General features: G+C 64.5%; 14 protein-coding genes. 13 read left to right on the top strand and 1 reads right to left on the bottom strand.

Annotation, left to right across the window (positions count from 1 at the left end):
- Positions 1–176: 176 nt before the first annotated feature.
- Complete coding sequence (locus ACFFUC_RS09785) at positions 177–404, bottom strand: hypothetical protein (RefSeq protein WP_377685783.1); 228 nt, start codon at positions 402–404, stop codon at positions 177–179.
- A 98-nt stretch (positions 405–502) separates the two neighbouring features.
- Between ACFFUC_RS09785 and ACFFUC_RS09780 the strand changes: the two genes are divergently transcribed.
- The 13 genes from ACFFUC_RS09780 to ACFFUC_RS09720 form a co-directional block, all read left to right on the top strand.
- Positions 503–1,231, top strand: coding sequence for a hypothetical protein (locus ACFFUC_RS09780; RefSeq protein ID WP_377685781.1), 729 nt, complete (start codon positions 503–505; stop codon positions 1,229–1,231).
- A 152-nt stretch (positions 1,232–1,383) separates the two neighbouring features.
- Entirely contained in the window at positions 1,384–2,052 is a 669-nt protein-coding gene (locus tag ACFFUC_RS09775; protein ID WP_377685779.1) for a DUF1441 family protein, read from the top strand.
- Complete coding sequence (locus ACFFUC_RS09770; RefSeq protein WP_377685777.1) at positions 2,052–3,638, top strand: head-tail joining protein; 1,587 nt, start codon at positions 2,052–2,054, stop codon at positions 3,636–3,638. Before ACFFUC_RS09775 ends, ACFFUC_RS09770 begins: the two co-directional genes overlap by 1 nt.
- Complete coding sequence (locus tag ACFFUC_RS09765; RefSeq protein ID WP_377685776.1) at positions 3,598–4,074, top strand: hypothetical protein; 477 nt, start codon at positions 3,598–3,600, stop codon at positions 4,072–4,074. Before ACFFUC_RS09770 ends, ACFFUC_RS09765 begins: the two co-directional genes overlap by 41 nt.
- A 57-nt stretch (positions 4,075–4,131) precedes the next feature.
- Positions 4,132–4,557, top strand: a complete 426-nt coding sequence (locus tag ACFFUC_RS09760) for a phage tail tube protein (RefSeq protein WP_377685774.1) — start codon at positions 4,132–4,134, stop codon at positions 4,555–4,557.
- A 15-nt stretch (positions 4,558–4,572) separates the two neighbouring features.
- Complete coding sequence (locus ACFFUC_RS09755) at positions 4,573–4,947, top strand: hypothetical protein (RefSeq protein ID WP_377685773.1); 375 nt, start codon at positions 4,573–4,575, stop codon at positions 4,945–4,947.
- A gap of 134 nt (positions 4,948–5,081) precedes the next feature.
- Positions 5,082–5,261, top strand: coding sequence for a hypothetical protein (locus ACFFUC_RS09750; protein ID WP_377685771.1), 180 nt, complete (start codon positions 5,082–5,084; stop codon positions 5,259–5,261).
- A complete protein-coding gene (locus ACFFUC_RS09745) occupies positions 5,262–7,652 on the top strand; it encodes a phage tail length tape measure family protein (protein WP_377685769.1) in 2,391 nt (796 codons plus the stop codon).
- Between the two features lie 3 nt (positions 7,653–7,655).
- Positions 7,656–8,438 carry a hypothetical protein gene (locus ACFFUC_RS09740; protein ID WP_377685767.1) on the top strand — a complete coding sequence of 261 codons (783 nt, stop codon included), beginning with the start codon at positions 7,656–7,658 and terminating at the stop codon, positions 8,436–8,438.
- Entirely contained in the window at positions 8,429–9,022 is a 594-nt protein-coding gene (locus ACFFUC_RS09735) for a hypothetical protein (RefSeq protein ID WP_377685765.1), read from the top strand. The genes ACFFUC_RS09740 and ACFFUC_RS09735 overlap by 10 nt, the downstream gene beginning before the upstream one ends.
- Complete coding sequence (locus ACFFUC_RS09730; protein WP_377685763.1) at positions 9,007–9,402, top strand: DUF6950 family protein; 396 nt, start codon at positions 9,007–9,009, stop codon at positions 9,400–9,402. Before ACFFUC_RS09735 ends, ACFFUC_RS09730 begins: the two co-directional genes overlap by 16 nt.
- Positions 9,395–11,635, top strand: a complete 2,241-nt coding sequence (locus tag ACFFUC_RS09725; protein ID WP_377685761.1) for a phage tail protein — start codon at positions 9,395–9,397, stop codon at positions 11,633–11,635. The genes ACFFUC_RS09730 and ACFFUC_RS09725 overlap by 8 nt, the downstream gene beginning before the upstream one ends.
- 14 nt (positions 11,636–11,649) lie before the next feature.
- Positions 11,650–12,593: hypothetical protein (locus ACFFUC_RS09720; RefSeq protein WP_377685759.1), on the top strand; the 944-nt coding region annotated here is incomplete at its 3' end.

The following is a 12,593-nucleotide window of genomic DNA, read 5'->3' as shown; positions in this document are numbered from 1 at the left end:
GGCGCTCATAGCGCGCGCGTTAACGTAAAGAGGGCCGAACGAGAGCTGATACGCCTGACGAAGATGTCCGTTTGGTTCTGTAAGTTCTCCATCGAAGGGTCCAAATCGTCCTATGGAGAAGGTAACTCTTTGCGGCATGCTTTCGGCCTCCTGGCTGCTGGCGGAGCGCTTGGGGGTTATTGACGGGATTGAGGATCCTCTACTTCGGTATCCAGTCTTTGGTTTTCCTTATCTCTTGCCGCCAGATCAGGCTCAATGAGGGCAAGCACGACGGCATGGGCGAGTGCGGCGATGACGCCACTGACAGCGTAGACACAGATCACCGCCCAGATGGGGGCTCCTAGCCATGCCGCGACTACCGCGCATATGAGGCCTGTGATCGTGCCGATGAAAAGTGCTGCCATGAAATGATCTCGAAAAAATCGCTCATGGAAGCCTAACACCACCCTCAAGCGATTCGCACGGACTATAGTCCCGCAATGGGTGCACTGCGGAGCCTCTGATGTTCAACCTTACGCTCGATGACGCGGATCTTCAGGCAAACTTGCGCCAACTTTCCGAACGCCAGATCAAATGGGCGGCGAAGGATGCGCTGGACAAGACGGCGGGGGATGTGCTCGCGGGGATCCATGCACGGATGGATGCGGTGTTTGACCGTCCGACCCCGTTCACCAAAGGTGCCTTTGTTGTCCAAAAGGCCCATACCGAACGGCTCGAGGCGGTGATCCACGAGCGCCCGCGCAATGCGGCACGCGATTACCTCAAGGTGCAGGAGGGCGGCGGGCCACGCCCGACCACCGGCTTGGAAACGGTTCTGCGGTCGCGGCTGGCTTATGACGGGACGATCACCGCCGTGACGCCCGCGCCTTTCGCCAAGCTCAACGCTTATGGCAACTGGGATGCGGGCGAGCGCAACAAGGTGATGTCGGGGCTGAGGGCGCAGCGCGATGCCTGGACGAACACGACCGCGGCTTCGCGCAAGCGCAGGCGGAGGAAGGCAGGCTTCTTCGTGCCGCAGGCGGATAGCCGGTTGCCCAAAGGCGTGTGGATGCGCGAAGCCGACGGCACGATCTACCAGATCCTGCGCTTCACGCGGGTGGTGCCGCAGTACCAGCCGCGGCTCGGCTTTTATGACGGGGCCGATGAAGCGTTCCGGCTGCGTCTGCCCGTGCATTTGCGGCGCGAGATTGAGGCGCGGGTGGCGCGCCTGGCGGCGAAGGCAGGTTCCTGAGCCGTTTCGCGGCCCTGTGTCGAATATGTCACGTTTTCGGGTCCTTCCCGGCAAGGACCTGCACGGGGGTAATTCGCACCCCGTTCAATTCGTTCGGGCAATTTCAACCGCTTATTGCTGTTGGTGTTGCTGTTGTTCTTCATGAGGTTGCTATGTCGGAAGTCATCACGCTGTCAGACGGGAGCATGCTCGATCTCGCACGCCATCCGCTGCCGGACGGGGTCGAGGATGACGGCACGCCCTTGAACCGGGCGCAGCTGGCCGCCGCATTTAGCGTCTCGGTCAATGCGGTCACGGATTGGGTCAATAAAGGCATGCCGGTCATGTCTACCGGCCAAAACGGCGTGGCCTACGAGTTCCGCCTCTCCCATTGCTGGGCTTGGCGGCAGGACCGCGACGAGCGTGCGCGCGCCTCCAAACTGCGCGGTGATCAGCTGGTCGCGCAGGCGTCTTTGGCCTTTCGGAACCTGGACGAGGATCAGGCGGAAGAAGAAGGTCACCTGTCTGCGGACGAGCTGCGCAAGCTTTCTGAGGCCGAATACCATCGGAATCGGGTGGCAGAGCAGCGCGGCGATCTGATGAGGGTCGATCGGGCGCGCGCGGTCATCGAGGATGTTTTTGTCGCCTTTGGCACTGCCATGGATAACCTGCCGGACTTCGCTGAAATGAACTTCGGGCTGACGGCGGCGCAGGTCGCACAGCTTGAAGAGTATTGCGACCAGATTCGCGGCGAAGCAAAGCGGATGATCGCCGAGCGGGTGACGAGTGCCGGGGCTGTTGTTGCGATGTCTGGTCGGCAGCCGGAACTGGATCTGGGCTGATGGTGATCATGCTTGATCGCGGCATGGGGGAACTGAGCCGCATCCAGCCGCTACCGCCCTTCATGACGGCCGAAGAGATCATTGCAGATGCGCTGCCGCTGCTTGATCCACCCAGCCGGATCACAGTGACGGATGCGGCCGAGCGCGCCTTGCGGGTGCCGGTTGCGGGGCGCTGGAGTGCCTATGACCGCGGTGTCACGCCCTATACGATCGAGCCGCAGGACATCTCGCAGTCTCGTCGCTTCAAGGGAGTAGTCTTCGTCGGTCCTTCGCAAAGCGGCAAAAGCCAGATGCTGCTGTCGGTCTCGGCCCATGCGGTCACCTGTGCTCCGGGGCCGGTGCAGCTGATCCACATGACCAAGACCGATGCGGATGCCTGGGTCGAGGAAAAGCTGGATCCGGCGATTTATCACAGCCCGCTGCTGGCAGAGCGTCTGGGAAAGGCGCGCGAGGACAGTACCTTCAGCCGCAAGCGCTTCAAGGGGATGAGGCTCGGCATCGGCTATCCGGTGGCGAACCAGCTGTCCTCGCGCTCGCAACGCATGGTGCTGTTGACCGATTATGATCACATGCCGCAACGGCTCGGTCCCAAAGACGCCCCCGAGGCCTCGCCCTGGGGCATGGCCCTGCAGCGGATCCGGACGTTTCTGAGCCGCGGCTGCGTCTTTGCCGAAAGCACGCCGGCCTTTCCGGTCGATGAGGACAAGGCGCGCGAAGCCAATCCGCTCGAGCCGCATCTGATGCCGGCCACGACGGGGGGGATCGTCAACCTTTATAACGAGGGGACGCGCGCGCGCTGGTTCTGGGAGTGCCTCGATTGCGCGGAGTATTTTGAGCCGACTTACGAGCGCCTCAGTTACAACCGTGATCTGGATCCCGGCGAGGCGGGGGATCAGGCGCATATGGTTTGCCCGCATTGCGGCAGTGTGATCCATCACCGCCAAAAAGCGGAGATGAACCGCCGCGCGGCGCAGGGCCATGGCGGCTGGCTGCACGAGAGCCGTGAGGTTGACGAAGCGACGGGCAAGCGCCGTTTGGTGCGTATCGATGATCCGGCGATCCGCAATACGCCTTTCGTCAGCTATGCGCTCAACGGCGCGGCGGCGACCTTTGCGTCATGGTCCGCCCTGGTGGAGCGCTACGAGACCGCGCGGCGCAAGGCGGAAATTGACGGTGATGATCTCGATTTTTCCGGTGTGCACTATACCGAGATCGGGATTCCCTACCGGCGGGCAGGCGACAAGGACGACGATGCCCTGATGGCCAGCATCTTTGACGGGATGACCGGCATCCTTGCGGATGTGGTCGGCGCTTCCGTCTCCTATCAGCCTCGGTCCGGTGCCCCGCGCGAGATCCAGTCGGTGTTTCGCGAGGCCCCGATCGAGGTCGAGGGAGCGGATGGTCATTTGGTCCTGATCTCTGCCCCGAGCTGGCGGGTTGCGCGGGATCTGGCGCCCGAGGCCCGGCGCGGTGAGCACATCACCGTTTCCCGCGGGCGTGTGTTCAAAATCATGAACGTTCACCCGACAGGATCGCCTGCTCGCGATGCTTTCTTGGTCTGTGAACTTCAGCTGGTTGATGGATGATCTGATGGCCCATTACCGTTCCAATTATCGGGTGCAGGCCATGGCCGCACTGACCGGTCATACCCGCTTCGCAGACTTCACGGCCCCGAAGGTCTGGTCAGGTTCTGTCGATACGCAAAGCTTGCCGGTTCTGGGCGTGCTGACCCCGCAAGAGGGTTTCCGCATGGAGAGTTTCACCACTTCCGAGCGCAAAACCTTGATGCAGATCGCGATCCGGCGCGCGGGCGGGGACGATGTCGAGGATATCCTTGATGAGGATAGCGCCTTTGTCGAGGCGCTGGTGACCGGCGCGTTGCGGCAGCAAAACCAGTTCTGTTTCTTGCGGGAGACCTCGATCGTGAGCAATGCGGACGGCGCCCGCAACATCGGTACGCTGGTGATGGGGTTCGAGATCACCAGCCTGCGCGCGCCGGCCACGCTCCCCGATACCCCCTGATATTGTGCCGCGCGGATCTCGCGCGGTCCCCATTTTCTATTGATTGGAGGGCAGAATATGCCGGAGACCAAGGCACAGATCGGGCTTGGTGCCCAATTTGGCATCGGGGCGGCTGCGGGCGGACCCTATGTCGGAGCGGCAGAAGTCACGCGCGTCACCCCTGCGGGCTGGACCCGCAATACCGTCGATGCCACGCATCTTGAGAGCCCTGACGCCTATGCGGAATTCATTGCGGGCCTCAAAACCGGATCGGACTGCACCTTTGACGTCAACTGGGTGCCGGCAGTTTCCGACCCGCTCTTGGCGGCCTTCGAGGCGGGTGAGGGCTATTTCCAGCTGACCTTTCCAAGCGGCACCGTGGCTTTGCAGTTCAAGGGCATTGTCACCGCATTCGCTCCTGGTGAGATCTCGCCCGAGGGCAAGCTCAGTGCTTCCGTGACCATCAAACCCTCGGGCAAGCCGGTCATCGTGGCCGTCCCATAAGCAGAAAGAGCAATCATGGATCTTCGCGGCACCATACTTCTGCACCACGACGGGCGGGATTACCCATTGACCATCGATATGGGGGCGCTCTGCACTTTCGAGGACGTAACCGGAAAGAACGGCTTTGCCATGCTGACCTTGTTGGAAAACGGCGGCATCCAGAAAGGGCTGATCGGTGCACGCGACATGCGGGCCCTGATTTACGGCGGGCTCAAAGGCGATGCGCCCGACATGACGCTCGAGCTGGCAGGGCGCATTCTCGACGCCAATGCTTCGGCCTTTGTGGCGGGCGTCAATGCGGCGATGCCGCAAGAAGGTGATGTGCCCGCTCCGGAGAAACGCCCGGGAAACCGGCGGCGCCCGCGCAAGCGGCGGGCGACATCCATCTGAGCCAACTCTATCGCGACCATATTGCGGCCGGATTTGCTCCGGGAGCCTTTTGGTCGCTGACCCCGCGTTTGTTCGTCTTGCAGATGCGGGCGGTTCGCGACCGCCTGCACCTCGACCTGGCGATGCGCAACCGCATGGCCTGGACAATGGCGGCGCTTACCGGCGCGGCCTTTGTGGGCAAGTTGCGCGGATACGACGATTACTTCGGTGCGCATGGCGCTCCGACCAGGGGCGGCGCTCAAACCGCCGTACAACAGGAAACCGCCTTGCGTCTTCTGGCGCAGGCTTGGGGTGCGATCGAGGAAGGGTCTTGAATGGCGGGCAATGTCGGTGAGTTGAAGGCACGCCTCAGTCTTGATGCCGGCGGCTTTGCCGCGGGGGTCGGCAAGGCCAAGGCAGAGATTTCCGGTCTGAAGAAGACGTCCGACGATGCCACGCGCGGAATGCGGGCGGCGGCGGGTGCCAACGCCAACCTGGTGTCGCAGTTCAACGACATCGGCGTCATGATGGCGGCGGGGCAGAACCCGCTGCAGCTCGCGCTCCAGCAGGGCACGCAGATCAGCCAGGTACTCACCCAGATGGGCGGCGGGGTTGGCGCGCTGCGTGCTCTGGGCGGGGCGTTTGTCGGCATGCTCAACCCTGTCTCGCTGGCAACCATCGGGGTGATTGGTTTTGGCGCAGCGGCTGTCCAGTGGCTGATGCCCGCGCAAGAGGAGGCCAAGAAGGCCGAGGATGCGTTCAAATCGCTCAAGGAAAGCATGTCGGGCTATAACGACGCGTTCGGCGTGTCGCTGCTTTACACCGGCCAGGCCGAAAAGCTCTATGGCGAAGAGGCGCAGCGCGGGGCGGCGATCGCGCGCAAAATCATGGTGATGGAGGCCGAACGCACCCGTTCGACGATTTCCGGCATTATGAGCAAGGCCTATAGCGATCTCGGTTTTGATGCTTTCGGCGAGCGCGGCATCGATGGTGCCGGCCGGATCGAAAGTGCGAACCTCGCCCAGGCCGCGGGCAAACTCGGCTTCAAATCCGAGAGCTGGGGAGAAACGCTTTGGGGCTTCGGCGGTCTGGATCGCGACAAGCTCGCGATGGCCGAGCGCTTCGGCAATACCATGCGCGATATCTTTGCCTATCTCGGCAAGCCGGTTCCCGAGGGCGGCCTTGACGACTATCTGACGGGGTTACGTCAGAAGCTCGATGCGTTCGATGCGCAGTTGAAAGCGGCCAAGGAGGCGGGGGCCGATGGCACGGCTTTGGCGGCGATCGACGCCGAGATGATCCCGCTGCAGCGCGCTTTGCTCGAAGGCGAGAAACAGCGCGCCGACATCCGCGCGGCCGATGCGGCCAAAGCGGAAGAGATGCTGGCGACCTTCGAGCGCGAAGCCGAGCTGCGGGCGCTGACGCTCGAATATGGCGAGCGATCGCGCGAGGTCACCGAATACCAAGCGCAGGCCGAACGCGAGAAGCAATATCTGCTGATCGACTCGATGAACATCACCGACGAGATGAAGCAAAGCCTCTGGGATGCAGCCGATGCCTCCTATGACGCGACCATGCAGACGCGGGATTGGCAGGATGCCATGGCGGCCGTTCGCAAGGAGATTCAGGATTCCGCAGCCCTGATCAATGCCCTTGGTGGCTCGATGATCATGAACGCCAAGATCAACGCCGCCAAAAGCGTGCGCGATGCCGGTGGCTCGGCCGTCGAAGCGCGCCGCGCCGGCGAGATCGCGGGCCGCAAGCAGGAAATCCTGAACGGTCAGAACACGCCCGGCTCGCCATTCTTCTCGATGAGTGATGCAACCGTCCAGAACTACATCAATCAGGTCGATCTCGATTTTTCCCAGAATGATGAGTGGTCGGGCTTGACCACCGAGGCGCGCAAGCCGCGTGGCGGGAAGAAGGGCGGCTCGGCGCGCAAGAGCCGTGGCGCGCGTAGCGGCGCGGATCGTTTCTCCGACCGGGTGGGTGATCTGCAGGCTGATACCCAAGCCGTGCTGGCGCAGGTCGAGGCGTTCAAAAGCGCGGTGGCGGCCGGCGGGGATTGGGAGCGTCAGCTGGCGATCATCGAGGAGGAGCAAAAGCTTCTGACCGAGGCCCAGAAATCGAATGTCGCCCTGTCGCCCGAGATGCTGGCCAACATCCGCCAGATGGCCGGCGCGCATGTCGATGCCGAGCGCACGCTCAAATCACTGCGCGAAGAACAAGAGGAGTTCGCCCGTACCCAGGACGAGATCAAGGGCGCCTTCGGCAGCGCGTTCTCGGATTGGATCAGCGGAGCCTCCAGCTTCAAGGATGCTCTGGGAGGCATTATCGCCAAATTGGCGGAGATGGCGGCCAGCAAGGCCTTCGAGGGGCTCTGGGGCTTGGGCGGTGGGGATGGTGGCGGGCTCGGGAGCCTGCTCGGGTCGCTCCTGTCCTTTGATGGCGGCGGCCATACCGGCGACGGTGCGCGCTCCGGCGGCCTCGATGGCAAGGGTGGCTTCCTCGCCATGATGCACCCGAACGAAACCATTCTTGATCACACCAAGGGGCAGGGGCTCGGCGGTAACGGTGGAACGCTGGTTGTGCGGGCCACCCATGATCTGGGGATCATGCTCGAGGTGATCGACAGCCGGATCAACGCCGCAGCGCCGTCCATCCAACGCGGTGCCGTGGGCCAGATGGCCAAAGCAAACAGCAAAACCAAATCAGTTCTCAGGTAATCCATGGCGATCAATGTTTTCCCATGGCCGCCGGTGGGGGTAATCGGCTCCGAATGGACCGAGGTCGCGCCGGTGGCGCGGCTGCGCTCGCTGATGACGGGGCGCGACCAGATGCAGGCCTCGCAGCGCAAGCGCAAGGTCGTGACGCTTCAGGTCTCGGCGCTGGCGGCGGGGCGGATGGGTGCGGGCTATTGCGAGATGCTCAAGCAGCTGCTCGAGGGCGGCATCCACGGCGTGCGCATCAAATCCTCGCCGATCAACTGGCACCTCGACGAATTGCGCCGTCAGGGGGCGGATATGAATGCCCACCCGCTCAACTGGCGCGCAGGCAGCGGGGTGGATCCGCTGACATGGCGCGCCGGCAGCGGCCCGAACCCGCTGCGCAGCTTCAGCGGCACGGTGATCGAGGCGGGCACCGCGACGGCGAGCGGGATGTGGTGGCATCTGCCGGTCTCGGGCCTGCCGCCGCGCATGCAGGTCGCGGCCCCGGGCGATTACATCAGGATCCACAGCATGGCTGATGCGGCCATATCCGAAGTTGCCCGTGTGGTGCGTGCGGCCGTCACCAATGGCTCGGGCGCGGTGACGCTGCGCCTCGATCGCCAGCCGACCATTGCGAACGGCCGCGTCAATATGGCCGGTCAGGACGAGGCGGTGTTCCGCGTTGACGGGGCCCTGCCGCGCTCGGTCCAGCCGGTCGGCGCGGATTGGTCCTATACTTGGGCTTTCCGCGAGGTTTTTGCCGATGAGGTCGGCGGCTTTACGGAGCGCAATCCATGGATCTGACCCGCAACACGCCTTCCGCGCTTTTGACGGCCCTTTCGGGGCCGTTTTTTTATCCGGTGGTTCTGGTCGATCTCGACTGGCCGGGGGCGCGGCTGCGCGCCCATAGCAATGCGGGCAATATCAGCTTCGGCGGGCAGGCCTTCACCGGCGTCGGGGCCTTCGGCGAGGTCAGCACACCGGCCGAGGGGCTGATGGGCGTGCCCGAGGAATTCCACCTCTCGATCACCTGCGACTGGGATGAGCTCGCGGTCTATGCCGACACGGTCATTCGTGGCCGGATCGGCACGGTCTATCTCGGAGCGACCACGACATGGGGTGGCACCGATCTGATCGGGGCGGTCGATGTCATCACCGGCACCTGTGACGGCATGGTGCTGCGCTCCGAGGAAGTCGACGAAGATGGCCAGCCGGTCACTTTGTTCACGCTGACCGTGACGCTCTCGACCGGCCCGTCCTACCGGACCATGGCCGCGATCGCGCATAGCCACGAGGATCAAAGCCGCGCCTATCCCGCTGACACGGCAGGGCGGCATCTGATGTTTGCCCAGGCCGATGCGCAGAAGACGCAATGGCCCGAGCCATGACCCCCGATCAGGTCTTCGCTGCGGTGGAGCGCGTCATGGCGCGGCCTTTTGCATGGGGCCCCTGCGACTGCTCCAGCGCCGCCTGTGACGTCTTCGCCGCGCTTTGGGGCTTCGACCCCATGGCGCGGGTCAGGGGCTATCAGGGCGAGCGGGGCGCGCTGCGGCTCATGCGCGAGAGCGGCGGCATGAACGGGCTGGCGGCCACGCTCGCGGCCGAGGCGGGGTTGCGCGACGGCCATGCCGCCGGCGGGCTGGCGCTTGTCGGCATCGAGGGCCGCGCATCGCTGGCGATCTGCATTCACCCCGGCCTCTGGGCCGGAAAGTCTTTGCGCGGCTTTGCCCTGGTGCAGGCCGCCGAACAGGGATGGCACCTTGCGTAAACTGCTTTTGATTTCCACCGCGCTGATCGGCTTTGCGGTGATCCCCGATCGCGCCGACGCCGCGCCGGTGGGGGTTTGGGTCGCAACATCGCTGCTCGGGGCCGGCGCGGCCGCAACGGCGGGCTTTGCCATCGTCTCGGGCGTGGTCCAAATGGCCCTTTCGGTCGGCCTGAGCATGGCGGTGCAGGCTCTGCGCGGCAAGCCCAAGCAAGAGACCCAGCGCGCGGAGCTGGTCGTGCCGACCTCGCTGCCCGCCTATCGCCATGTCTACGGCAAGACCTGGGCGCCGGGCACGCCGGTCGGCTGGAAGGTGCGCGGCCGCAGCCTGTACATCTGCTACCTGCTGAACAGCCGACCCAGCGCGGGGCCCTTCACGGTCTATCTCGACAAGCGCAAGGTGGAACTGACCGGCGATGCCTTCGATTTCAACGGCGGCGGGGCCAACGGCACGAACTGGCCGTTTGGCCCCGGCGCGAGCGGCCCGCATGTCTGGATCTGGATCGGCAGGGGAGACCAAAGGAAGTGCCCCGACTATATCGTGGCCAACTCCGGCGGTCATTTTCAGGCGAGCGATGCGTGGCGCGGGCGGACGGTGCTCTGGGCGCGTTTCCGTCTTGGTAGCGATGACGACAGGGCAGAGCGCTGGCCGTCACCCACGCCCGAGCTGACCGTCGACGGGAATTGGTCGCTGGTTCATGACCCGCGCGATGGAGTGACGAAGTTCTCGCGCAATCAGGGCCTGATCGCGCTTGATGCCCTGCGCAGCAATCCGGCGCGCCCTTATGGCGACGCCTATCTCCGCATGGATACATTCGCTTGGGCGGCCGATGTGGCGGATCAGGCGGTGGCGCTCAAGGGCGGCGGTTATCAGCCGCGCTACCGCTGCGACGGCGTGCTGGTCTATGGCGACGGGGCCGAGCTGGAAGACCAGATCCAGCCGCTTCTCGATGCGGGCGGCGCGCGTCTGACGCGCATCGGCGGCAAGCTCGCGATTGTGCCTGGTGTACTGCGCTATAGCGTCAAGACGATCACCGAATTCACCACCGGCCAGCCCCTCGAGCTGGTGCGCTGGCGCTCCTCGGATGATCTCTACACCGAAGCGGTTGCCCGCTATCCCGCGCCCGATCGCGCCTATGAAAGCGCGGAAACGCCGGTGTATGTCGTGCCGGGCGCGCAGGCGGCCGATGGCGGCGTCGCCAAGCGGCTGACGCTGGATCTCGATTTTGTCACCGATCACCGGCAGGCGCAGCGCCTTGCCAAGATCGCAGTGATGCGCTCGCGCATGCAACGGCAGGTCTCGGGGGAGCTGATGCCCGACGCCTTCGATCTCGTGGCGGGATCGGTCTGCCGGTTGAACCTGCCCGCGCCCTATGGCGCGTGGAACGAAAAGTACGAGGTCGAGAGCATCGAGCCGACAGCGGGCATCAACGATAGCGACGCCGTCACCATCCGCTTGCCGGTCGTCTTGTCCGAAGCGTCCGATGCGGTCTTTGCCTGGGATGCCGCGAGCGAGGAAAAGGATGTTGCGCCGGGCGCATTCAGCCCGACCGGCGGCAAGGTCCAGTCACCGCCTGCGGTGACGATCATCACCGGCAGCCTTGCCGCGCAGCAATCGGGAGACATGACGATCGCGGCGGTTCTGGCCTATTGGCAGGCGTCGGTCTCGGCTTCGGCCAAGGGCTACGAATGGGAATACGGGTATTACCGACGCGTTGAGTCCGGCGACAACGGAACGGTGAGCTGGAAATGGGAAGGCTGGCGCTCGGGCGGTCAGATCGCCGACAGCGGTGCCGACGATGGCGGGCTTTTCCAAGCCGTCGTGCCCTTGGTCAAGATCGGTGATCGCTACCGCTACAAGATCCGCGTGCGTACGCGCGGCACCTATGGCCAGTCCGACTGGCTCGAGACCGCGTGGATCCACGCGGCGGGACCGGAAGCCGAGATCGCCGCGCCGGAGATTACCGCAATTGCGGCGGGCGCGGGTTGGATCGATGTCACCGCGCAGCAATCGGGCGACCGCAATGCGCGCGAGCTGCTGGTCTATGCCGCCAGCGCCGACAGCCCGCTCACGGCAACCCTGCTCTGGACCGTCAACGCCGGCGCAAACGTCTCGATCAAACGCCGCCACAGCGGCCTCGGCAGCGGGGTGACCCGCTTCTACTTCGCGCGGGCGCGCGACCAATGGGGCAACCTCTCGCCGTTCTCGGCCGGTGCCTCGGCAACCACCACCTGAAACTGAGGGCCGACATGCCTGCACCAACTTTCGAGCTCGTCACGCGTGGCGCGGCTCCGACCCAATATGCGCAAGAAAGCGACTTCGAGGGCGCGGTGAATGCCGCGCTCGCGGCGCTTTGGAACGGCGTGACGGCGGGGGCTGGCAAGCAATTTGCCAACCGCGCACAGGCTGTTGCGGCGGGGCAGGCCGACCTGCTTGCGGGCTTGGGCATGATTGTCACCATGGAAAGCGGCGTGCTGACCTATCGCCTCTCCCATCTCGACGCCGACGACCCGCTGTTTCCGGACGCTGCCCCCTATTGGGGCGTGGTGCGCCGCGTGGATACGATGACCCTGGCACGCGATGCCGGCCTGATGTCGCTCGCCAATGTCGGCGGGACGGCCGACGCACTGACGGCGGAACTGCCCTCGGCCGCCAAGCGCAACGGGGTTGCCGCGATCTCGGGGACTTCGACCGTGCTGATCTATGTCGCGGGCACGAATACGGTCGAGCCGAGCTTGTCGATCGACGGCGGCACGGCGATGGTCATCAAAAGCGAGGCCGGTGCCGCCTTTGCTGCAGGCCAATTCGGCGGCGGGCGCTATTACCAGCTTACCCGCCACGGCTCGGGCTGGCGCGTCATGGCGGGCTCGGTCGGGATTGCCGATCTCGCCAATGCCGTTGCGGCCGAGGCGTCTGCCCGCGCGCTGGCGCTGGCCGGCACCAATGCCATGGTTACCGGTGTCAGCGCCGAGCTTTCCGCGCCGATGGAGGTGGCCGAGCGCGACAGTGTCCACTGGGTTGGGCGAGACCGTGACGGCAACGGCCTGTTCGGATGGTCCGACACAGGCATGCGCGTCATCCTCGATGATGCCACGCTGGCGAATGCCGGACCGCGCCTGCTCTCGGATCCCGGTCTCGATGTCGCGCTGAACACGGTGGAAGCGCTCGATGCGCGGGTGCTCGAGCGCGATGC

The organism is Paracoccus cavernae (genome assembly GCF_042430175.1).
In the GTDB taxonomy this organism is placed as follows: domain Bacteria; phylum Pseudomonadota; class Alphaproteobacteria; order Rhodobacterales; family Rhodobacteraceae; genus Paracoccus; species Paracoccus cavernae.
Note: the sequence above shows the minus strand (reverse complement) of the source record. Positions and strands in the feature narration are given on the sequence as shown.